Origin of the sequence: Paraburkholderia suaedae (genome assembly GCF_040812055.1) — a bacterium.
GTDB lineage: Bacteria > Pseudomonadota > Gammaproteobacteria > Burkholderiales > Burkholderiaceae > Paraburkholderia.
Map to the genome: position 1 here is coordinate 1 of NZ_JBFOAH010000043.1, position 22,736 is coordinate 22,736.

The following is a 22,736-nucleotide window of genomic DNA, read 5'->3' on the forward strand; positions in this document are numbered from 1 at the left end:
CGTGCGATGGGAATGGGCACGGTTCCCTGCGTTCGACATGGCTGACTGGCTCCGTCAATCTAAACGCGCCCATCATGCGTTGGAAAAATCAGCATCGGGAGACGGTCCGGCCGAGCCGCTTACTTTTCGACTTCCATTTCCACTTCGTTCTCCAACCCCAACTGCGCGAGGACGGGCTTCGAAATCAGCACGCCTTGCGAATTGCCCATTCTGCGATTCGTCGTTTTCATCACTGCAACGTAATAACAATGTTATACCCAAATAGGCAGCGTCAAAACAATGTCATTACATCCGTCGCCGTATGCCACTGTCGCCCCACAAGCCGTCGTGGACTTAAGGCCGCCGCTGCCCGAATGTCCTTCCCGGAGACTTCCGAATACGGGGCAACATGCGCCAAAAGACATTGAATGTCCTTCTCCGTCGGCGCGGATGACTGCTCCTCCGGCCGAACGATACCGAAAGAATAGAGTAAAAACCGCCGCCGTTGCGCTCGCGCAGCTGGCCATCCTGCGCCCGCAGCGGTCCGCCTCGCCGATGGCCTGCAGTCGCGCCGCATCGAGCGGGCCCTCGATGTTGCGCTTGCCGACTGAATTCGCGCTATGAACCGAGTAGACGAAACCGGCAGGGATGAATCCGCCGCCGGCATCCAGGTCGATCGCAATCAGCTTCCTGACCACGACCATTGCAGTATCCTCACCGCCCGAATCGTGACCGAAGGAAATTTCGAAGGGACAGCCGCGAGCTTCGCGAATCGCAGCGGCCTCGAGGGACGTACGTGATTACCCAATCGGATGCGACGGGGTCACGGATGTCATCGATAAACAAGCGGTATCGGGTTTCCATTTTTATGGCTCTTTTGAAAACGCAGTGGGTAACGGGGCTCACGAGGCATGCGGGTTGAAGCTGGAGAAATCGAGCTTGCCGGCGATGAGAAAGAGGACAGTGCGCATCGTCGTGAAGCGCGTGTAACCGCGAGCCTTGCGCTTGGCAGCTTGAAACAAGCCGTTGATGGCCTCGATGAAGCCGTTGGTCTGGCGGTCTGAGTCCAGGCGACAATGCCATCGAAGTGCCGGCGAATCATTCGCGCCCCTCCTTCATCGGCTCGACCTTCGAGCGCATGACGTTGGTGCACCACTGCCGCAACATCTCGGAGACGACATGAATCTGCTTGCGTTCGAGAATCTAGCGCAGTTGCTCCCGATACAGCCAAGCGCGGGCGGTGCGCTTGGTGGCGTACTGCCTGACCAGCGCCTCGAGGTCGGTCAGTTGCGCCAGATTCGGTTGTTGGCGTCCTTGAGCAGCGTCCAGCGCATCCCTTTGAGCTCCGGGTCGGCTTTCTGCTGCTGGCGGCGTACCGTATCGAGCGCCTTGGAGGCGTGGGCGACGACGTGAAACTTGTCGAACGTCAGCCGCGCATTGGGCAGATATTCACCACGCCCTTGATGAAGCGTAGAGCGTATTAAATCTGTCAACGTTGCGACAATAAATCTGTCAACTCGCGCCATGGATGCGTACCGATGTCGGCTCAGCCTCAATGGGCAAAGGCTTCGGGTTGCGAAATAATTGTGTCACTGGTGAAAACCTGTTCTGCGGATTGCCGCGCCGCGGTGCAGCAAGGTTTCAGTCCGACCAATACCTGGCGTTCAACACCTTGCATTGCCGACAATCAGCGGCAAGATCGCGAAATCGATTGAACGTTTCGGATTGGAAGATCAGCGCCAACAGCCTAGAAAAATTGCATAAGGCACGATCCCTAGGACGACCTGGGAGGTTGATACCGTCGGCGCCGCCGTCGGGTCATGCCTTGTTCAATGCAGCCATAACCCACAAACCTTGCCTTACGTAATCCACTGGGGGGCGTGAGGCAAGGTTCCGTTCTGCACAATGTCATGGTTCACGAACAGAGTTGCACCTTCCGTCTCAAGAAGTTCTTCGACTTTGTCCATTGACGCAATCGACTGGAGCTTATCGACGTTGAACGACGGAACGCATCTACACTGAAAATTTCGACGGTTGTGGGCGACGTCCCCACTCAATAGCACTTTGCCAGTCTCAGGCAGGTTCAGCAGCAGCGAACAGTGTCCCGGGGTGTGACCGGGCGTCGAAATAATGCGCACAGCCCCATCGCCAAAGACATCGTAGTCGCCATCGATCAGTGTGGTCTGGTTACCCAACAGCGAATCATAGAGCTCGCGATGGAACCCATATTCATCGGCGTCAGCACCAAACATAGCGTCGTACTCAGATCTTTGCGCGATCCACTCGGCATTCTGGAAAAGACGACAGTTGCCTACATGGTCGTAATGCGCATGTGAAAGCGCGAGCTTCGCCACTTCGTCTGGCCTGACACCTATTTCTCCAAGCTGCGACGCAATGGTTCTGCTGACCGTCCCGCGAATACCGTGCGCGATAATACGGCCACCTGGCTCAGCAATCAGGTCATCCTGGGTACCTGTGTCCCACATCATCCACGTGTTTTGATGACGTATAAGATACGCATTGCAACTCAGGGTCATTGGCTTGCCTACATCGACCCCGGGGGAATAGATGGAGGCATCGTCGACCTGCGCGATACCGGCATCAAGAATGTACAGCCGTTCGATTGTTGCGTCCTTGCTCATGAGTAACCCCGGCTCAACGAAAATCAACAGCTAGTTCACCCAGTCCTTCAATGGAAGAAACGACCCTGTCGCCGGCTTTTAACCACTGACGCTCTTCGCGGGGCACTTGTTGCCCCCAGATCACGCCCGGTGGGGTGCCGGTGAACAGAATATCGCCCGCTTCGATCGTCATGATGCTGGCAACGTAGCTGATAATTTTCCTGCAATTGAAGATCATTTCACTGGTGCTGCTGTCCTGTCGGAGTTCCCCGTTGAGGCGAGTCTGCAGACGCAGATTGTTGGGATCCTGAATCAGATCGCGAGGCGCGAGCCAAGGGCCCAACGGCGCAAAGCCGTCGGACATTTTTCCTGCCAAAAATTGCGAAGTAATGTTCTGCAAACCTCTGGCACTGATGTCATTGCCGACGCAGTAGCCCGCCACGACAGAAAGTGCATCGTCTTCCGGCACATTCCTGCACTTCTTTCCGAACACAATCACCAACTCCGTCTCGTAGTCGAACTCCCTGTCCACCGCCGTAGGCAGTTCTACTACGCCGTCGTGATGATTTAGGGCATTTACAAACTTGCTAAAGAGGGGTGGCGCCTTGGGGATGGCCGTACCTGTCTCAGCCGCGTGCGCCTGGTAGTTGAATCCCACACAGATGATTTTTTGTGGACGGGTAACCAGGGGAGCGAAGGTGCTTTCCGGGACGGTGAAAGATTCTGCGTCACCGCGTTCGCGAAGTTGATCAACGATTGCGCGCACATCTGCGGCGCGGTGGTTCTGGATCAGGTCATCCATGTCCACAGGCGCTGGAAGGGACAAAGCAGTCCCGGCGCGAGTGACGTTAACGAGCCGCCCATCGATTTCAGCACCTAGAGCCAGTGCACCATCGACGCGCAGGTTAGCCAACCGCAAGTTGAGGTCACTGACCTCAAGCCCGACATTTTTCATTGTGTACTCCTAAAAATATACGAAGTTGATGTTCCGGGCGCGCTATGGCCGTCATAGCATTCATGACTGTCGCGCTGCGCAACCCGCTGCCTAATTCGCAGATTAAATCTTCTATAGTAGAACGTCAAGGAAAACGTTCACATGGGAGCGACGCTCCCAGCTAACCTGCGCTAACCTTTACTTATCGTCTCGATGGGAGATCACCAGGTAGTAAACGCAGCGCTTGTTTGACCGGTTAGTGAACGCATGTTCAACCTTTGCTTCGAAGAAAAGTGCATCGCCCTCTGCGAGATGTACTTCCTGCCCAGGTAGTGAAACAATCAATTCACCTTCGGTCACCGCGATATGCTTTTCCGTTCCACTCCGATACGCGGGCATCATTCCCGTGGACACTCCGGCAGGAAGGAGGTGCTGCAGCAATTCGACCCGGCTACCGGCCATCGTAGGCGTCAGCACGTGACGCTCAAAGCCCGATTCACTATCGCGAAAAACGTGCCGCTGATCGTGGCGGACGATAACCACCGCCTGTCGATCCTCTACCCCCCCTGTCAGGAAGCTCAGTGTCGTCTCGAGCGCATGCGCTATCCGCTTCGCGACTCCGATGGTTGGATTCTTCTCGCCGCGTTCGACCTTGGAAAGCATGGCGCGGCTCACGCCGGACCGAGCCGCAAGGTCTTCAAGGGTCATTTCGCTGCGATCACGGAGCGCCCGCACGCGTCGTCCGAATTCGTAAGCAAGTTCGTCGTGCTCTGAGTCGACTTCGGGCGGAGGAGTATCTTTCCTGCTCATGTATAACGGTCCATTAACTAGATCGACGAAAGTTTAGTTTATCGAGGGCAAACGCCTTGTTACCCTTGAAACTACGTCAGTTAGCTGCCATCATACTCTACCATCGGAGATAAAATCTACCATAGAAGGCGAGTTCGGGATTGTGTGGCAACGTTTCACGTCACACGCAGCGTCGGCTATTGTGCAGCGGCCACATCTCGAGCGGCTTAGGGCAAGCGAAGCGACGAGCATCTCGAGGTTACCCTGCGCCATGCCCATTGAGCTGGGAACGTCTCAGGTCGGCAGCACTCCGCACGGGGAACAGCACGTATACCTTACTTGGAGGGGTCGTCGTTTGGATGCACGCCGAGTTTGAGCAAGCAGAGCTGATGTGCAACTCTCACGGCCGCGCTACACATGGCGATTCCAACGCGAAACGGGCACTTCCGGCCAGGATGCGCCCGTTTCACGACTATTCATCCAGTGCAACGCCTAGCGAGCAGCGACCGCCTGGATTTCAACAAGCAGGTTCGGTTCTGCCAGTCCAGCTACGATTACCAAAGTGGTGGCGGCGGCGTGCCCGGCAAAGCGCCGCTCCCGCTCTTTGCGATAAAACGGCACGAGGTCCGGGCGCGTGATGAAGCCTTCGATCTTGACCAGATCCTTTACGGTCATGCCGGCATCGGCCAGCACGGCTACCAGGTTGTCCCATGCCAGTTCGATCTGCTTCTCCGGGTCATCAGGCACAACACCGTCGGTTGTGCAACCAACTTGCCCAGAAACGTAAAGCCAGCGTGAGTCGCCCTGTGCCGATGCACCGTGGCTGTAGCAAGAAAACGGCGGTGCAATGCCAGTCGGGTTATGCAACTTGATCGTCATGTTTTAGCTCCGTGATTTTCAGGACTTTAGGAAGGATGGCCAGACGTCACCTTGCGCTGGTCCGCGTGCGCAGGACAAGACCGAAACGCACTTGTTGATTACACCGATGCTCATCCTCTCGCTCCTCGGAATGACAGCTTTACTCAGACTCCAAGCTTCGCTCAGAGCGAGTTAATGCAGGGTGACGCGTCGCTCACCCAAACTTCCGACGGGAAAGGTCGAAACTAAATGCCGCCAATGCAGTGCCGCAGTTGGGAGGACTGCATTGCACAAATGGCACACGATCTGCCGAAACCAATCTTTCGGCTGATCAGCCGCGTATAACGCCCTTCTCGCACGGGACATGGGAAACGGCTGCCAATTGCCCGCAGTCCCGCACAGCTCGGAAAGTAAAAGCACAGCCGCATCCGAGCTTGAAGAAGGACCTCGACGCACATCACTCAAGCGCGGCATTCATTTATGTAGATTAAATCTACTATAGAAGAACAGTCAACAGGCCGGACTGACTATTGAACAAATTACAGATGGAATAGACTCCACGTGTCCTCAGTTAGTTAGGATGACATACCTTAGCGGATTGTCGTCGCATTGAACCAATGTCCTGCCCTGTTCAATGGCGTCGCATCAACTTACCGCTTTCTTCGCCTGGCGACCCCGAAGCCATTCGAGGGTGAGCAGCAAGCCCGTCGAAAAACAGATCAGGATCGTGGCAAGCGCTGCAATCGTAGGGCTGATGTTCTCGCGGATTCCAGTGAACATCTGACGTGGCAGCGTGGTCTGATCGGCACCCGCAAGGAAAAGTGTGACAACCACTTCGTCGAAGGAGGTAGCGAACGCAAACAGTGCCCCCGACATCACACCCGGCGCGATCACCGGGAGCGTCACACGAAAGAACGTCCTGACCGGATTTGCACCGAGGGACAGACTGGCGCGGACGAGATTGTGATTGAAGCCCTGAAGCGTCGCGGCAACCGTCGTAACAACGAATGGCACCCCGAGTGCGGCATGTGCCGCAATAAGCCCCGTGTAGGTGTTCGCAAGTCCGAGCGGCGCGAAAAACAGATACATTCCGACACCAACCACAACGACGGGTACGATCATGGGCGACAGCAATACCGCCATCAAAAGCCCTTTGCCAGGGAAATCAGCCTTGTTTAGCCCGATCGAAGCGAGCGTACCAAGCACGGTTGCGACGAGAGTCGCGGACGGCGCCACAATGAAACTGTTTTTTGCAGCCATCTGCCAACTGTCCGACGCGAGCAGATGCCCATACCAACGAGTCGAGAAGCCAGGGATCGGATAAACAAGGAAGGTGCTCGACGAAAACGACAGCGGGACGATCGCGAGAATCGGCAGGATCAGATAAAGCAACGTCAGCACTACCAGCAGTCGCAACGCCAGATACCACGCCCGTTCGACGATTGACAGGTGTGGCGCGAACATTAGGCTTGTAGATTTCATATTCCCAGTCCTTTCATTTACCGACTCAGCCGAGGCTAAGGTTAGAGCGCGTAAAGCGGCCATATACTGCGTACAGCACAAGCGTCGCCGCGAGTAGCAGACCGCCCAGCGCACAAGCCATGCCCCAGTTAATCGTCACATTTGTGTAGTACGCGACGTAATAGCTGACCATCTGGTCGTCTGGCCCGCCAAGCAGCGCAGGCGTGATGTAGTAACCGATCGCGAGGATGAACACGAGCAAAGCCCCAGCCGCGATTCCGGCGTATGTCTGAGGTACGTACACGCGCCAGAAGGCCGCGAACGGATGACTTCCCAATGAAACTGCCGCGCGCTGATATGTCGACGGAATCGACTTCATCACGCTGTAAAGGGGAAGAATCATGAATGGCAGAAGGATGTGTGTCATCGAAATGTATACGCCGACACGGTTGAACAGAAGCATCAACGGGTGCGAGATCAGTCCACTGCCCATCAGCGCGTTGTTAATCAGCCCCTCCTGCTGCAGCAAAACAATCCATGCCGCGACCCGCACAAGTATCGACGTCCAGAAGGGGATCAGCACCATGATCATGACGAGATTTGCTCGCCGCTCGGAAAGCTTCGAGATCCAGTACGCCAGTGGATAGCCCAGCAGAAGCGCGAACAATGTCACCGTCCCCCCGATCAGAAACGTACGGCCGAAGATTGCGAGATAGATAGATTGGTCTGGATCCGCGTGCACGATGTGACTAAAGCCATCTTCCTTGTGGTCTAGGGCGGCGAGGATATAGAAGGGGGAGACCGTGCTTCCATTCTTCACGATTGCCTGCCAGTACTCCGCATTGCCCCATCGCGAATCCAGTTCGACGAGTTGATCGCGTATCTGTGCGGGGGTCAGTGTTTGCCCGTTGGCACCCTGAAGCGGCATCGCGTGTGCCGTCTTCGCAACCAGCGAGCGATAGCCGGAAATCTCAAGATTAAGGCGCCGCGCGAGTGCGCCCATTGCGTCGGTCTGCGCAAGTTTCGTCATATCAGCCGCTAGCGCCACGTATGCGCCGTCGTCGGGCGGTGTCTTGCGGTCCCAGTTCGACAATGCGGTGACCGTCTTTGGAAGCGCAATCGGGACCTCGGGATTCTTGACTGCGCGCGTGAGCAGCGTCGCGATCGGGACGACGAAGATGAGTAGCAGGAAGACCGCTAGAGGAGTAATCAGTAGCAGCGCCATCGTGCGCTTGCGAGCTTCGGCCGCCTTCAATTCGCGCTTCAGCGCAGCAGTCGACTGCGCCGACGGGGAAGGTGCGATGGATATCGTATTCAACAGTTGTCTCCAGCCAGACAAACGCCGGCGGATCGCCGCACGATGCTATAGGGCGTCGTGCGGCAGATAGTTGCAGGCCTGATGCTACTTCGACGCCCACGCGGCAAACCGCTGCTCCAGCTCTTCGCCATGGTCAGTCCAGAAGCGAATGTTCTGACGCAGGGAGTTGTTCGAATTGGCCGGAGAATTGGGCAGATTCGCGAGCGTCGTAGCATCGAGAGTTTTCAACGCCGAGAGATTCGCAGGGCCGTATGCGATGCGTTGAGTGAATGCTTCCTGAGGCTTCTGTGTCAGCGTGTACGCAATGAACTTCTCAGCAAGCGCCTTGTTCGGCGAGCCCTTCGGGATAGCCCAGTAGTCCAGATCTTGGATGCTTTCATTCCACATGAGCTTCAGATTCTGACCTTCCTTTCGAGCGGCATCGATACGGCCGTTAAAAGCGGTCGACATGACGACGTCGCCAGCAACGAGGAATTGAGGAGGCTGTGCGCCAGCCTCCCACCACTGGATGTTCGGCTTCAGTTCATCCAGCTTCTTGAATGCGCGATCCTGGCCGGCCTTGGTTTCCAGCACCTTATACACATCTTTCGGCGCGACACCATCGGCCATCAGCGCGATCTCGAGATTGAAGCGCGCACCCTTGCGCAAGCCCCGCTTGCCGGGGAATTTCTTGACATCCCAAAAGTCCGCCCAGTTCGTAGGCGGTGTTTTAAGTTTGTCCGCGTTATAGGCATTTGCCATTGACCACACGACAAAGCCGACCCCACATGCCTGGGGTGCGTCCGGTACAAGGTCCGTTTTTTTCGCTATTTTTGACCAGTCGAGTTGTTCAAACAAACCGTCGTCGCAACCGCGGTTCAACTCCCCCGACTCCAGTTCCACGACGTCCCAGTTGACAGCCTTTGCCTCCACCATAGCTTTCACCTTGGCCGTCTCACCGTTGTACTCGACGACTGTAATCTTGTTTCCTGTCGCTTTCTCGAACGGCTCATAAAACGAGGGTTTCTGCACCTGGCCCCAAGCGCCCCCGAAGTTGACAACTGTCAGTTCCGCAGCCGAAGCATAAGAACCGACGGTCGCCAGCGTAAGGACGGCCACTGCGCGACGTGTGGTAAAAGTTGCTCTCATAATCATGGGATCTCCTCGTGGTGGTAATTGAACTTCGCTCCGAACACCTGTCATTAACGATTTAATACGCTAGCCAAAGACCCGTAGATGCTCCGGAGCGAACGCCAGTGTCACCGGCGCTCCGGGAGAAAAACGCTCAAGCGCATCGGTCCCCAGCGGAACCTTGACAAAGCATTCATCCTGCCCCTGAAATGCACAGCGCATCCGTACGTGGTCGCCAAAATAGATGACGCTGCGTGCCTCGCCGACAAGCGCATTCGCAGCCGCATCGTTTGAGCGACTCTCTCCATAAGCGATATTTATGCGTTCGGGTCGAATGCAGGCAACGGCGGTGGCACCCGACGCTACGTTGCCGACATTGCGTCCGACGAGCCGTGTACCGTTCCCAAGACGCAACTCACAAAACTCGCCGTCTGATGATTCAATCGTCCCCCGCAGCCGGTTGCTGTCGCCAATGAAGTTGGCGACGAACTCGTTGCAAGGCGATTCGTACAAGTGGTCAACGGTGTCGAGTTGCTGAACGATCCCCTTGTCAAATACGGCGACGCGGTCTGACATTGTCAGGGCTTCGTTCTGATCGTGCGTGACATACACGAAGGTAAGGCCGAGCTTTTCGTGCAGCGACTTCAGTTCGTACTGCATGTGTTCCCGCAATTGCTTGTCGAGCGCGCCAAGAGGCTCATCCATAAGCACGAGTTTGGGCTTGGATACAAGCGCGCGCGCCAATGCGATGCGTTGTTGCTGCCCCCCGGAGAGCTGTGCGGGATAGCGCTTCGCAAAGCTCTCCATGCGCACCATTCTTAGTGCTTCATCCACACGCGCAGCGCGCTCTCCTGCCTGCACCTTTCGAACGCTGAGCGGATACCCGACGTTCTGCTCCACGGTCATGTGCGGAAATAGCGCATAGTTCTGGAATACCATCCCAATGTCCCGCTTGTGTGGCGGAACATTGTTCAGGAGTTTCCCCTCGAGACGAATCTCGCCACCCGTCGGAAATTCGAAGCCCGCAAGCATCATCAGACACGTAGTCTTGCCAGAGCCGGACGGTCCCAACAGACTCAGGAATTCTCCCCGATAGATGTCTAGGTCAAGCGATTTGACGACAAGCGTCTCACCGTCGTATGTCTTCCGAACCCCTCGAAAATTGACAATGACTTCATCAGTTTTCTGCACCGCCACCTCCACTCAACTCGACAAGCACGATCAAATCGCGGTGTAACGTACGCAAAGGCGCAGGCCTCGTACGAACCTCGCTCATACCAACGCAAGGCACCAGACACCGGTCAGTCGGCATCGGTCAAATTGCGCTCTGCAACCACGTCAACGGCGTGTTTCACGATGCCGACAATCTCATTGGCATCTTCGCGGGTCGTCACAAGCGGCGGCGCAAAGCCGAGAATGTCACCGTGCGGCATCGCACGAGCAATCAGGCCTCGCTCCAGTGCCGCGGCAGCAACCTGCGGTCCGATTTTCAAGGCCGGGGCAAAGGGGATGCGCGCCTCTTTGTCTGCCATGAACTCGAGAGCGGCCAGCATGCCCGTACTACGAACCTCGCCTACGAGCGGATGCGTGCTGAACTCTTCGCGAAGCCTGGTGCCAAAATACTCACCGACCTGCGCGGCATTCTCGACAAGTTTTTCGCGTTCAATTATTTCGAGATTGGCCAATGCCGCAGCCGCGCACACGGGGTGCCCCGAATAGGTCCAGCCGTGCCCCATCGGCCCATGTTCCTGAGAGCCGCGCGCGATAACATCCCAGACCTTTTCGCCCACAATCACGCCAGAGAGCGGTGCATATGCGCTCGTAAGCCCTTTTGCAGTCGTGATGAGATCGGGTTCGATGCCGTAGTATTGGGCGCCCATTTTTGTGCCGAGTCGCCCGAAGCCACAAACCACTTCGTCGCAGAGCAGCAAGATGTCGTGCTTCTTCAGCACCTGCTGGATCGCGGGCCAATAGCCGGCCGGCGGCGGCACGATGCCGCCCGTGCCCATCACCGGCTCCCCGATGAAGGCCGCGATCGTATCAGCGCCCTCAAGCGCAATCATTTTTTCGAGTTCGTCCACGCAATAAGCGACGAACTCGGACTCGTTCATCCCCAAAGGCGCCTTGCGGTACCAGTGCGGACAAACAGTGTGCTTGACGCGGTCTAGCGGAAGGTCGAAATGTTGGTGGAAACTGGGCAAGCCGGTCAGGCTGCCGGTCACGATGCCTGAACCGTGATAGCCACGCTCGCGCGAGATGATCTTCTTCTTGTTTGGGCGCCCCAGCACATTGTTGTAGTACCAGATGATCTTCACCTGTGTCTCGTTCGCGTCGGACCCGGACATCCCGTAGTACACCTTCTTCATTCCGGCGGGTGCCCAGTCAATAATCCGCGAGGACAGTTCGATGATCGCGTCAGAGGAGTGACCAACGTAGGTGTGGTAATAGGCCAGCTTCTTGGCTTGCTCGTACATGGCGTCTGCAACCTCGCCACGCCCGTAGCCAATGTTGACGCAATAGAGACCGGCGAAAGCGTCGATATACTGTCTGCCTTCATGATCTTCAATCCGGATACCCTTGGCGCCACGCACGATCTTCCCCGGCAGCGTGCCGTGTTCGTGGTCGTACGCGTGAGTGGACGGATGCATGAAGTGAGCTCGGTCCTGCTCGAACAGTGCATCAATCGGTTGATTCATGTCTTCTCCTAGTTATGTGCTGGTCATGCATCGCCGCAAGCGGAAGGTAGGAATAGCCATTGCAAGATTCTCTAGGCGCTGCGCTCTGGCGGAAAAGGAAAAACGCAGCATTTCAACATCCCCAATAATTAGGCGTGCTGAAAATATGCCACCGGTATCTGTACACCCTTAACCAATTCCGCGGCCCAAATTCTTGTCTTGACGCGCCGTCAGACACTTTCATCCTTCATACGTTGATGCGACGAAAGTCTTCGATCTGAAGCCAGGCGACTCAACAGCGTCACATCCCACACTCAAGAAATTATCTTCTTTCGTAGAATTTAGCAACTAAGGGTTTGCGCCAATGAACGGTTTACGAACGGTCGTTCCGTACGAGGTCTGGCTTCCCACGGACATCTGTCGATGACGTTCGCGGTCCGCTTGTTAACTTGCCACCTTGCCGGATATACGCGATCTCGCGCTCGTGAGTAGGTATCCCGACAGGAGTTAGCAGGGGCCGCTTGAGAAAACGGAAACTAGCACGTTTAGCCCGCGACGCCCTGTCTGAAAGAACGTGGGCTACGGCGCGGCGAACGCCTTATCCATCTGCCGGGAGCATTTTGCCTCGTCGCTCTGCAGATAGATCGAGGTCGTTGCGATCGAGGCGTGGCGCAGGTTGTCTCGCACGGTCGTCAACTCCGCGCCGCGAGCGAGCGCATGGGTGGCGTGGGTATGGCGCGTCCAGTGGGGGCTGGCGCGACGCAATTTTTCAGCCAGTACCGGATGGTCGGTACCGATGACATCGGCGGTCAGGCGGAAAAAGCCGCGCATCACGAACCACAGACGGGAACGGGTGATGCCCGTTGCGCTTTCCCCATCGAAGCTCGCCAGTAGCGGGGCTTTCGGATCCCACCGTGCCGGTGTGACTGGAAGTCGGCGCTGCACGAGATACTGATCGAGCGCCGTACGCGCTAGCGGCGGCAATGCGACCTTTCCGGGCTTGCCTCCCTTGCCCACGAGATTGAGCCAGTGGGCGCCGCGTTCATCGGTACACCCATGCGCTTAATGCCGGGGTCGAACTCGTCGCGGTGCGCGACAACCTGCGTCATGCGTCGATTGCGACGACCTCGACCTACCTGCACGGGGACGAGGCCCGACGCGCCCGCCAGGTTGGCGCGGCGTTCCGGCGTCGGCCAGCGCGGCCGGCTTCGACCCGTGAGCCCGCATCGCGCCCTGCCCGGTAGCCGCGCCCCGCGACGACGACAAACGGGCGGCAACAGCCCAGTCACCTGCGCCATCGGTGAACGGCAAGGCACCCGCGCATGCCGGGCGCGCCGATACCGACTTCTCCAGCTCTGGCCGGACAACGTGATGAGCGTCCGGCACCCGGTCTGGATTCGACGCCGGGGACTTTCTTCCTCCGGCCCCTGCCGCCACGCCTTGGCGACCGGACTGGCATGAACAGAGGTGACCGTTGCAAACGCACGGCGGCCCTTCGCTGTCCGGCGGCCGGCAAGTCCTCGGCCTGAGCCGTCATTGGGATGGGCCGGGTTCTACGTCAGCAATGTGGCAGATTGCTGACGGTGACAGCGTCAAGCAGGCGAACGGCAGCTTTCTCCATCGGTGAATTCACACTCCCGACCCTGAAGCGACATCCAACGTTCCAACTCGCAGTCGTCCGCTCACAGGCGTTGAGCAGACATTCGGGAAATCGGCTTGGATTGCTGTCCCTCGGCTGCTCCGGGCCGCCGTACACGGTTGCTAGTCGCTCATCAATGTCGACTTTGCGGAATCACCGGCCCATCGGAGCTATCGGCCACAGTTTCTGACGCTCGACGCTCGTAAGCGGGCGGTCACCTGTGCGATTGCAGGGCGCGGATGTGACAGGGCCACGCTGACACCAGTAAAGACCGCCGCGTAGGCGCATTGGGCACCAGGGTGCCTGGGGTTACTGATCGAGGCCAATCGCTGCCAGCGTCCCGATTCATGAGCGATGTGGCGCGAAATGCATTACTCCGCCCGCATCGCTCCGGATCGACAAGGCTACATCACTCCCTCCCCCAGCCGTTGATCCCGCTTCCACTTCGCCATACGTGCTCGCCCCGCTCGGAGAGTTCGCCGCAACAGCGGGATCTCATTCCGGCTTATCGAAGACGCCAGCTTCGAGATCCTGTCGGAAATGCAGCACCCAACCGGTTTCGAAGCCGATGGGGTATTCCCTCGCAATTTGTGTTGATAGTCTGGTTACGGTGACATACCCTTGCAAGCCGACGTTCTCGTCGCCCTTCGGGTCAGTCGTATCCGTTTCCAGCAGTTCGAATTCACCTTCTGCCAGTCCCTTGCGCCGCAAGGTCGCCAAGAAAGCCTGACGTTCGTCCGCTTCGATCAGTCGCATCTTTCGCCCTCCCGTCTGTCCGACCGCGATATTCGTGGTCCCCTTCACGACGTTGTCGTAACCCTAGAACGTTACGCAGTGCCCGAGTGCTTCATAGCTGCGGCTGAGGTTGTGAAAGTCGTGTGCCATGCGCTCGTCTGGGTCCGAACCGGTCGCAGTCGGGAATCATCAGCGTACAGCTTTTGTGCACGCGTCCGATGGAAAACTGTCCGGACAGTTTTCTCATAGTTCCTGCCATCCTTCATGACCCGTCGCAATTTGCGTCGATGCGCGTATCGCCATGAGCGGTCGAACCCGCCAGCAGGTGCCGCAAAAAGACGCAAAGCCACGCTCGAGGTACGTCCCTGCTGCGTAGGGCCCCTGCGCTGAACCATGTCATCGCGTGACGTTGGGCCGCCCGGGCATTGTTTGCACGGTGCCGATATCAGCAGCAATTGCGCAAAGCGCCCGAACTCGTATCTGTGCCGACAGCAACGTCCGCTCGCTGGACGAGCCAATGCGAACGGACGGATCAGTCCATGTGCAGACCGATAGTTGAGGCTCATTGGCCACAACAGCGCTACACTCAAATCGGATAAATTCCGGAGCAATGCCATGACCGACTCCACCCCCCAAAACACATTTCGCGGTCTTCCCCTGACGCCGGAGCAGGACGCAGAAGTCAGGCACTACATAAAGAAGAAAGAGCAGCATGGCGTGCCGTGGGACACTCCGGAGTTGGATGCCATGCTTCGAGACATGTTGGAGCGCCGGGCAACGACGACGGAGGACTGGGTTCCACCGTCGACGAAACGAAGGCGGCCACAGAACGCGCGACAGCTTCCATCGACGAGACCATGGAACCCATTGAAGCCTGCGAAGAGCGGAATGCTGCGATGGAAACCGAGGGTATGAGGGGACCGAAGCGTTGAATCCCAGGCAGCGCTCGCGACTGGCGTTGAATCACCCTACGCGTTCGGACCGTGGCATGAGCCTGCTGGGAACCCGGAAACACATCGACTGCGGCTCCGCCGGTCATCTCTGCAATCAGCGCCCCCCAACGGCGAGAAGACAGTGCTCGCCATGTACTTCGATGCCTGCTCCCCTGAGACTCCTTTCGATGTACGTCCTATCTGCAACAGGAGGAGATCGTGAAACGCGATATGAATCTGGCACTCGCAATATTGAAGACTCTCGAGGAAAACAAATCCCCGCACGTCAGCGAATTTGACATTGAAAGCGCGCTCAAGGATGCGTTCGATGTTCCGAACCGGGGTGTGTGGTATCAGTTGAACCTGCTGGCCGACGCAAATCTCGTCCGCTCGATGGGTAGCGACTGGCGGCTAACCTGGGACGGCCACGAGTTTTTGCAGTCGGCGGTCCCGAATGCCTTCGAAGACACCTGAAGGGTGACCTGAGCGCTGGAAACATCCCCCTGGAAACATCCGCCGGCTTTCGTGAAGACAACCCGATTGCCGCGCACCGCACAGGAGGCGCCGAACGCAATAGCAGTTTGCTGAAGCGCGTTCGGTTCCACGACTTGATGACGAACGCGCCCCAACGTCCAGCCAGCCGGTTTTGTACAGCCATATGTGCGGTTATCCCTGGTCTGAGGGGAACATGGGCCGGTTAAAGCATGCGTTGCTTGAATACCACGAGCGCAGCAAGCATCGCGTCAGCGGCTACGCTCCGGGCCCCGGGAAACTCGACTGGACAACCCAACCGGATCCGTTCCGGGTGTTTCACGGCGCACCGCGCATTGGTCTGCCGTTAGCCGCGGATAGCCTGACTACACGCTACAACGAACTGCGCTGTGGCGCTTTACCGCCCGCGCGCAGATTCGATCTTTCCAGTCTGGCAATCCTGTTCGAACTTTCGCTCGGCCTGTCGGCGTGGAAATCCTACGGCACCCAGCGGTGGGCACTGCGCTGCAACCCTTCGAGTGGAAATCTGCATCCGACCGAGGGCTATCTTCTGTGTCCGACTCTGCCCGGCTTGTCCGGTGGGGTCTACCATTACCTGAGCCGGGACCATTCCCTTGAATGTCGCGCTGCAGTGGATGACGAACGATGGAGCGAGGCGCTCCCGCAAAGTGGTGTCCTGGTCGGCATAAGCTCGATCCCTTGGCGCGAGGCGTGGAAATACGGCGTGCGCGCCTGGCGCTACTGTCAGCACGATTGTGGTCATGTCATCGCCGCGGTGAGTTACGCAGCGGCAGCGCTTGGCTGGCAGACTCGGCTGGTGGAGGCGGCTGCGGACGACGCAGTGACCAACCTGCTTGGATTGAACCGCCGAGAGGATTTCGAGGAGGCAGAAGCAGAGGCGCCGGATGCCTTGCTCTGGATCGGCAACCCTGAATTGCGGCCTGATCTTGAGCGCATGCTGATCGCCCTGGATAGCGCACAGTGGGTACGGACGCGCGAATCAGCTGAGTCCGGGACATGTGAAGTGGCCGGATATCGATTCGATCCATCGCGCCACGCATAAGGCCCGTACTCGCGAACCGACCTTGCCGAATCCGGAAGAGCGCCCGTCGCCCGCGGCGCCCGCCCTTGATCTCGGCTTTGGCCGGATCGCGCGGCAGCGTCGCAGCGCGGTAAATTTCGACGGTACAACGTGCATCGCCACGGCGGCGTTTTTCAGCATGCTGGCGTGCCTGTTGGCACGTCATGATACGCCGCCGTTGAATGCGCTAATGTCTCCCGCAGCAGTGCATGCGGCTCTCATGGTGCACCGCGTGGGTGACCTGGAGCCGGGCCTGTATATGTTCGTGAGAAATCCGGGCGCGCTGCCGGGTCTCAAGCGGTCTCTACGTCCAGAATGGCTGCGGCAAAAGGCCGGCCCCGATCATCTACCGCTCTATCTTCTGCTGCCTTACGATTTGCGCGCCACGGCAAAGTTGATCTGCTGCCACCAGGGAATCGCCGCCGATTCCTGTTTTGCGCTGGGGATGATCGCGAGATTCGGAATCGCGTTGAAGCAGCCATGGCGTTATCGCCATCTGTTCTGGGAATGCGGCATTCTTGGCCAGGCGCTCTATCTCGAAGCCGAAGCCGCCGGCGTGCGCGCGACAGGGATTGGCTGCTTTTTCGATGATGAAATGCTCGCACTTCTCGGCGCGGAGGATCACGCCTGGCAAAGCCTGTATCACTTCACCGTCGGTGGCGCGGTGGACGATCCCCGCCTGTCAGCATTTCCGCCGTACGAGGTTCAGCCGTGAAGCGAAAGCACCACGTCTCCATCCTGGTGAGGTGGTATTCGCAAGGATCGCTTTTCGACCGACCGTCGCACGTAGTCCTCATTTTCCCTATCAATGTGCGGCGAACCAAACGTATTGGCGTGAGAATCAAAAGGAAAGCGACTCGCCCGTATGCGAAGAATAGAACCGTCGCCAGAAAGCTTGCTTTAAGGTCTGCTTCCCAAGGTAGCGATGGTTGAAAGCATCTATTCGAATGGCATGGAAGCGGACATTGTCGAGTGGTCGCAACTGGAAAGGCATAAGCGGCCGCCGCCAATGTTGCCACGCTAATCTCCGCCAATGTCTCCTTTATTACGGCGGATTCAACCGGTGGATGCAACACACTTAAGACTGCACAAGCAGCTGGGAGTGTTGCAAATGAAACAGCGACGGCGGATTTATTACAGCGAGAAGCAGAAAGCGCTGATGTGGGAACGTTGGCGGAAGGGAGAATCTCTCCAGAAGATCGCGCAGCTTTTTGACCGGAACCACTCGTCAGTGCAAGGGATTCTGGCTGAGACAGGCGGGATCCAGCCACCACAGAGGCATCGATCGAGATTGGCGTTGACGCTGGCTGAGCGCGAAGAGATATCGCGGGCGCTTGTGGCTGACGACTCGATCCAGTCGATCGCCATGCGACTGGATCGAGCTCCCTCCACGATATGCCGGGAAATCAAGCGTAACAGCGGACCAGATGGCTACCGGGCAAGCCACGCCGATCAGCTTGCCTGGGCTCGGGCACAGCGTCCCAAAGCCTGTAAACTGGTTGAGCACCGAACGCTGGCGCACATCGTGGCAGGCAAGCTCCAGTTGCAGTGGTCACCGCAGCAGATTGCCGGATGGCTCAGGCGTGCGTACCCAGACAACGAGGACTACCACGTGTCCCACGAGACCATCTATCGCAGTCTCTTCATACAGGCCCGTGGCGCCTTGAAGAAGGAATTGCTGGAACACTTGCGGCGCACCCGCGCCATGCGTCGTTCGCGCCACCACACGCAGAAGACTGACGATCACGGCAGGATTCGGGACACGGTATCGATCAGCGAACGCCCTGCGACCGTTGAAGACCGGGCCGTACCGGGCCACTGGGAAGGTGATCTGCTGTGCGGTAGTGGCAGCAGCCAGATTGCAACCCTCGTCGAGCGTCAGACGCGTTACGTCATGCTGGTCAAGATAGCCAGCAAGGATAGCGAGACGGTCGTCAATGCACTCATCAGGCATGCCAGCAAGTTGCCGCAGGAACTTTATAGATCTCTGACGTGGGATCGGGGAACGGAGATGGCTGGACACAAGCGTTTCACTGTGGCCACTGATATCCAGGTCTACTTCTGCGACCCCCAGCATCCATGGCAGCGCGGCTCGAACGAAAATACGAATGGACTGTTAAGACAGTATTTCCCGAAGGGCACTGACCTGTCAGTGTATTCACAGGCCAAACTTAACGCTGTGGCAAGACGATTGAATGAGCGTCCGCGAAAGACACTGGACTACGAAACACCCGCCGAACGATTCCACCAAACTATTGCATCCACCGGTTGAATCCGCCTACGAATTCCGGACAATCGGAGGTGTGCATTCCGTGATCAGCCACCGGCAGCTCCTGGCCGAAAGCACCAGCTCCGTGGACGTTTCACAAAGCTGGGCGTTGGAGTCTGCAACGGCAGCTTTCTGGCGAAATGGATGAATGCGTACTGCCGGCCAGGAAGCGCCGTTCGCTCTCGCTCGGAAATTGTCATTCAAACGCCCGCTTCGCTTAAATACCGGCCTCTGGGATAACGAAGTGCGACCGGCAATCACGGGTTTGCGTCGATTGCGCAAAATTCAGCGGTTGCACACTGTCGCCAAGGTGAATGGATGATCCGATAGCCGTCGCATGGGCGACACTCAAACCCACTACCCCGGCGCAGCGACTGGCGGCACTGCTTCGCTCATCCATCCAGTCGTATCAGCCTTCCCCGATAGGGTGTTCGGGTCGGCCTGCGCATCGACATTTTCGAGGTTTGCTAGGCGTTCACTCGCGTTACGGCCTGCACACTCGCGCTGTCACCAATTCGTGACACGCATCACCGAAGGCTTCAGCCACTTCGTTGCCTCCATAGCTGCTCCGGTTGCTTCCGGCTGGAGCGGTTGCCGGGCGGGGCTTGCACCCGCTGGAAAGCGCCACCTTTTCACGGCGCACACCCGTTTCAGTCATCCGCACTTGAGGATTTCGAACAGCCGTCGTGAACGCTATAGCGGCCATTCCACCACTTCTCCTCGCACCATGCAGCATGAGAAGCTCGCATGTCGCCGCGCTCCCCGACCGATGATCGCCGGGCGCGTGTTTCGCCGCGAGGCATGTCCTGCCTACCGGCAAGGCCAATTACATGTCAGGATAGTTCGGGCCCTTGACGACGGGACGGATCGGCTGGCTGCAGCCGGCGAACGGGTGAATGAAATCGTGTAGTCTGTCCGGCGCGTCAGAGACATTATGGGAGAGTTTACCGCCGCATCGGTAGAGCAGAGCATCGGCATTGAACCGGCGAATCACGCAGTGCCACAAATGGACGAGGCGGCACAGCAAAACGCGGTACTGCTCGAACAGGCGGCGGCTGCGGCGTCGTTTTATGAGCAAGCCGCACAGCTGCAAACGGTGTCGGCGCGTCGCTTCTGTAGTGTGTCGAGGCCATGCTGAAGCGTCGCGCGCCATCCGATATCTGGACCTCTGGCGTGCATGTCTCAAACCGACCGCGCCCTGCTTTATGCATTACGCGGTCATGCATGGCGACGATCGCCGGCACGCAGCCCGCCGTTGCCGTGACTTCGTGGAGCGGCGCATAGCAGTAACGGCTTCAAGACAGGCTCACACCATCTCTATAGCGCTTTCAAAGCAGGTAACAGCCGGTCGAATTCCCGCTTCACTACGCCGTAACATTCGCACACACGTGCTTCAAGTCCGGGCCGGTCCAGCACCTCGATGTGGCCATGGCTGTAGCGAATCAAACCCGCATCCTGCAATTTCAGCGCAGCCTCGGTTACACCGGACCGGCGAACGCCCAGCATATTGGCAATCAGTTCCTGCGTCATCTTCAGTTCGTTTGAAGAGAGACGGTCAATGCTGAGCAGGAGCCACCTGCACAACTGCTGATCGATTGAATGATGTCGGTTACACACGGCGGTCTGCGCCATCTGCGTGATCAGCGCCTGCGTATAGCGGAGCAGAAGGCGCTGGACAGGACCGGCACGATGAAACTCGTCTTTCAGGATTTGGGCGTCCAGACGATACGCCTTGCCCGCGCTTTGTACGACCGCCCTACTAGGCGTGGTCTCGCCCCCCATGAAAAGCGCGATGCCGATGAGCCCTTCGTTGCCGACGATCGCGATTTCGGCGGACGCACCGTCCTCCATCACATACAGCAGCGACACGATACAGGTGGTCGGGAAATAAACGTAATTGAGGCGATCGCCGGATTCGTAGACGACATTGCCGAGCGGCATATCTACGGCCACCAGAAGTGGCGCGAGACGATCCCACTCCGGGTCAGGCAACACTGCCAGCAGATGATTTTCGTTCTGGTGACGATTTAGAGCCATTTCGCACTCTCCGCAGCTCGCCTGGAACCCGCCGCTTTCGCTGACGACTTCCTGACGGGTAAAGATGGATAGGAGGAATGCTGCAACACTTTTACGGGCTATGCCGCAGCGCGACACCCTTGCGGAAAGCTTCGCGCGGCTCAAACTGTGGTCGATACATAATCGATTATAAGTCGCGTTGAAATAGGAGCCGGTCCGCGTGTCGCCATGACCTCGCGTTGCAGCGCAGCCAGGAATCCCCGCTTGCACGGACTTCGAGATCGTCGCTCCCTTCGCCTTTGCAAGGTAACCGACCGGCTGCGCGGCAATCGTCCTTTCCACTTACATGTTGCCATAAAAAGCGTGGCTGGACGTGACGATCGGCAGCTTGAGCATGAACTCACTGCCCTCTCCGGGGCCAGCGCTGGCCGCCGAAACGGTACCACCGTGTGATCGGGCAATGGCTTTCACCACCGCGAGACCAATGCCGAGGCCACCCGCGCTCGCGGTGATCGTTCTGCTGGATTGTGCGAACAACTCGAAAATATGCGGTAGGAGGACAGGCGAAATCCCCGAACCATTGTCATTGATTTTGATGGCATCGCAAATGCAGTTCGGTAAGTCGGTACGGTGGCGTTCGGATCTGTAATAACGAGGTCTGTACGTTGACGTACCGCAATCTCCCGCGCTTGCGCGTAGCTTGGCGTTTATCGTCGATTCGCGGAGACAAAATCATGCTTAGACGAACATTCATCTGGAGCACACCCGGATCGCTTCTCGCGCTCGGGGCGGCGCTCTCGGGCTGCACCACCCCCTCTTCTTCCGACGCGAGCCGCAGTGAGCAGATGGACAAGCGCCGCACCATCGATGCAGGCGTCGATTCGACGCTCGGACGCCTCTATAACGTCGTGAGCGGCTCGCATGAGCTGGTCAGCAAGGCGTGCGGGGTGCTGGTGTTCCCGTCTGTACTCGACGCCGGCTTCGTCGTCGGTGGTCAGTATGGCGAAGGTTCGTTACGCGTCGGCGGACGCACGGTCGGCTACTACAGCACGGCGACCGGATCAATCGGCTGGCAGATCGGCGCGCAATCGCGCGCGATCGTATTCCTCTTCATGACTGACGAGTCGCTCAACCGCTTCGGTAGCACGGACGGATGGTCGGCGGGCGGCGATGCGTCCGTGGCGGTGCTGCAAATCGGCGCGAACGGCAATCTCGACACGAGCACCGCTACCGGTCAGGTCAACGCTTTCGTGCTGACCAACCATGGCTTGATGGCGGGCGCGTCGCTCGAAGGCACCAAGGTCACGCGACTCGCGTCGCTTTGAAAAGCAGACCCTCGGTGCGGCGTGATGTGCGCCCTTTTTCTCATCCTGCGGAGTAACCATGTTACGAAGCATAAGCGACCTGCATGGCAGCGCCGGGCACGCATCCGACGGTGACATCGGCTCGGTCAACCAGGCCTATTTCGACGACGAGTCCTGGGGCGTGCGGTATCTGGTGGTCGAAACAGGCAACTGGCTCAACGACCGGCAGGTACTGGTTTCGCCGTATTCGGTGAAACGCACCGACCGGCACTACGAAGTCATGCTACACCGGTTTTACGACAAGCACGGCTATTGGTCGGATGCCGATGCCGGCGAGCGGGGTGCATTGGATTGAGGCGTCGCGCAGCACGCGGTCCCCGCCCGCGCGGGCGGTGCCGGATCGGACGAAAACGACATATGTTCGGTTATGGCGGCGTTGACAGGGGTTGACGAACCGCGCACTTCTTCAGCACGGACGACGGGTAGTGCGGCCGCCGTTCAACCAGACGGGCGGTGGCATGAC

General features: G+C 58.0%; 19 protein-coding genes and 6 pseudogenes. 9 read left to right on the forward strand and 16 right to left on the reverse strand.

Annotated elements, in window-relative coordinates:
* Positions 1-125 precede the first annotated feature (125 nt).
* The 13 genes and pseudogenes from ABQJ48_RS34125 to ABQJ48_RS34185 form a co-directional block, all read right to left on the reverse strand.
* A pseudogene (locus tag ABQJ48_RS34125) lies at positions 126-230 on the reverse strand (AbrB/MazE/SpoVT family DNA-binding domain-containing protein); the annotation flags it as partial.
* Between the two features lie 21 nt (positions 231-251).
* A complete protein-coding gene (locus tag ABQJ48_RS34130; RefSeq protein WP_367842330.1) occupies positions 252-683 on the reverse strand; it encodes a hypothetical protein in 432 nt (143 codons plus the stop codon).
* Positions 684-881: 198 nt separating this feature from the next.
* A pseudogene (locus tag ABQJ48_RS34135) lies at positions 882-1,442 on the reverse strand (transposase); the annotation flags it as partial.
* Positions 1,443-1,838: 396 nt separating this feature from the next.
* Positions 1,839-2,621 (reverse strand): N-acyl homoserine lactonase family protein, encoded by a 783-nt coding sequence (locus ABQJ48_RS34140; RefSeq protein ID WP_367842331.1) that lies wholly within the window; start codon positions 2,619-2,621, stop codon positions 1,839-1,841.
* Positions 2,622-2,634: 13 nt separating this feature from the next.
* The gene (locus tag ABQJ48_RS34145) at positions 2,635-3,555 is read right to left on the reverse strand and encodes a fumarylacetoacetate hydrolase family protein (RefSeq protein ID WP_367842332.1); all 921 of its coding nucleotides are present in this window, start codon (positions 3,553-3,555) and stop codon (positions 2,635-2,637) included.
* Positions 3,556-3,732: 177 nt separating this feature from the next.
* Positions 3,733-4,344 (reverse strand): helix-turn-helix domain-containing protein, encoded by a 612-nt coding sequence (locus ABQJ48_RS34150; protein ID WP_367842333.1) that lies wholly within the window; start codon positions 4,342-4,344, stop codon positions 3,733-3,735.
* A gap of 471 nt (positions 4,345-4,815) precedes the next feature.
* Positions 4,816-5,202 (reverse strand): RidA family protein, encoded by a 387-nt coding sequence (locus tag ABQJ48_RS34155; protein WP_367842334.1) that lies wholly within the window; start codon positions 5,200-5,202, stop codon positions 4,816-4,818.
* Positions 5,203-5,826: 624 nt separating this feature from the next.
* Positions 5,827-6,663 carry an ABC transporter permease gene (locus tag ABQJ48_RS34160; protein ID WP_367842335.1) on the reverse strand — a complete coding sequence of 279 codons (837 nt, stop codon included), beginning with the start codon at positions 6,661-6,663 and terminating at the stop codon, positions 5,827-5,829.
* 25 nt (positions 6,664-6,688) lie between these two features.
* A complete protein-coding gene (locus ABQJ48_RS34165) occupies positions 6,689-7,960 on the reverse strand; it encodes an ABC transporter permease (RefSeq protein WP_367842336.1) in 1,272 nt (423 codons plus the stop codon).
* Positions 7,961-8,044: 84 nt separating this feature from the next.
* A complete protein-coding gene (locus tag ABQJ48_RS34170; protein WP_367842337.1) occupies positions 8,045-9,094 on the reverse strand; it encodes an ABC transporter substrate-binding protein in 1,050 nt (349 codons plus the stop codon).
* Between the two features lie 63 nt (positions 9,095-9,157).
* The gene (locus ABQJ48_RS34175) at positions 9,158-10,261 is read right to left on the reverse strand and encodes an ABC transporter ATP-binding protein (protein ID WP_367842338.1); all 1,104 of its coding nucleotides are present in this window, start codon (positions 10,259-10,261) and stop codon (positions 9,158-9,160) included.
* A gap of 110 nt (positions 10,262-10,371) precedes the next feature.
* Positions 10,372-11,766, reverse strand: coding sequence for an aspartate aminotransferase family protein (locus tag ABQJ48_RS34180; protein WP_367842339.1), 1,395 nt, complete (start codon positions 11,764-11,766; stop codon positions 10,372-10,374).
* Between the two features lie 558 nt (positions 11,767-12,324).
* Positions 12,325-12,792, reverse strand: a pseudogene (locus ABQJ48_RS34185) (tyrosine-type recombinase/integrase); the annotation flags it as partial.
* A gap of 5 nt (positions 12,793-12,797) precedes the next feature.
* Here ABQJ48_RS34185 and ABQJ48_RS34190 point away from each other — a divergent pair.
* Positions 12,798-12,989 (forward strand): annotated as a pseudogene (locus tag ABQJ48_RS34190) (integrase); the annotation flags it as partial.
* Between the two features lie 890 nt (positions 12,990-13,879).
* On the opposite strand, the gene ABQJ48_RS34195 reads toward ABQJ48_RS34190, so the two are convergent.
* On the reverse strand, positions 13,880-14,140 hold the full coding sequence (locus ABQJ48_RS34195) for a transcriptional regulator (RefSeq protein WP_367842340.1): 261 nt from the start codon (positions 14,138-14,140) through the stop codon (positions 13,880-13,882).
* A gap of 594 nt (positions 14,141-14,734) precedes the next feature.
* On the opposite strand from ABQJ48_RS34195, the pseudogene ABQJ48_RS34200 reads away from it, so the two are divergent.
* The 6 genes and pseudogenes from ABQJ48_RS34200 (at position 14,735) to ABQJ48_RS34225 (ending at position 20,031) form a co-directional block, all read left to right on the forward strand.
* A pseudogene (locus ABQJ48_RS34200) lies at positions 14,735-15,051 on the forward strand (hypothetical protein).
* Between the two features lie 219 nt (positions 15,052-15,270).
* Positions 15,271-15,525, forward strand: coding sequence for a DUF2513 domain-containing protein (locus tag ABQJ48_RS34205; RefSeq protein WP_367842341.1), 255 nt, complete (start codon positions 15,271-15,273; stop codon positions 15,523-15,525).
* A 214-nt stretch (positions 15,526-15,739) separates the two neighbouring features.
* The gene (locus ABQJ48_RS34210) at positions 15,740-16,606 is read left to right on the forward strand and encodes a SagB/ThcOx family dehydrogenase (RefSeq protein WP_367842342.1); all 867 of its coding nucleotides are present in this window, start codon (positions 15,740-15,742) and stop codon (positions 16,604-16,606) included.
* Positions 16,607-16,628: 22 nt separating this feature from the next.
* Positions 16,629-17,339, forward strand: a complete 711-nt coding sequence (locus tag ABQJ48_RS34215; RefSeq protein WP_367842343.1) for a nitroreductase family protein — start codon at positions 16,629-16,631, stop codon at positions 17,337-17,339.
* Between the two features lie 396 nt (positions 17,340-17,735).
* Positions 17,736-18,896 carry an IS30 family transposase gene (locus tag ABQJ48_RS34220; RefSeq protein ID WP_367842364.1) on the forward strand — a complete coding sequence of 387 codons (1,161 nt, stop codon included), beginning with the start codon at positions 17,736-17,738 and terminating at the stop codon, positions 18,894-18,896.
* A gap of 931 nt (positions 18,897-19,827) precedes the next feature.
* Positions 19,828-20,031 carry a hypothetical protein gene (locus ABQJ48_RS34225; RefSeq protein ID WP_367842344.1) on the forward strand — a complete coding sequence of 68 codons (204 nt, stop codon included), beginning with the start codon at positions 19,828-19,830 and terminating at the stop codon, positions 20,029-20,031.
* A gap of 179 nt (positions 20,032-20,210) precedes the next feature.
* Here the strand turns inward: ABQJ48_RS34225 and ABQJ48_RS34230 are convergent, their stop codons facing one another.
* On the reverse strand, positions 20,211-20,930 hold the full coding sequence (locus tag ABQJ48_RS34230) for a Crp/Fnr family transcriptional regulator (protein ID WP_367842365.1): 720 nt from the start codon (positions 20,928-20,930) through the stop codon (positions 20,211-20,213).
* A 321-nt stretch (positions 20,931-21,251) separates the two neighbouring features.
* On the reverse strand, positions 21,252-21,620 hold the full coding sequence (locus ABQJ48_RS34235; RefSeq protein ID WP_367842366.1) for a sensor histidine kinase: 369 nt from the start codon (positions 21,618-21,620) through the stop codon (positions 21,252-21,254).
* Between the two features lie 23 nt (positions 21,621-21,643).
* Here ABQJ48_RS34235 and ABQJ48_RS34240 point away from each other — a divergent pair, with 23 nt between their 5' ends.
* Complete coding sequence (locus tag ABQJ48_RS34240) at positions 21,644-22,234, forward strand: BPSL1445 family SYLF domain-containing lipoprotein (RefSeq protein WP_367842345.1); 591 nt, start codon at positions 21,644-21,646, stop codon at positions 22,232-22,234.
* A 58-nt stretch (positions 22,235-22,292) separates the two neighbouring features.
* Positions 22,293-22,478, forward strand: a pseudogene (locus tag ABQJ48_RS34245) (PRC-barrel domain containing protein); the annotation flags it as partial.
* Positions 22,479-22,736: the final 258 nt, after the last annotated feature.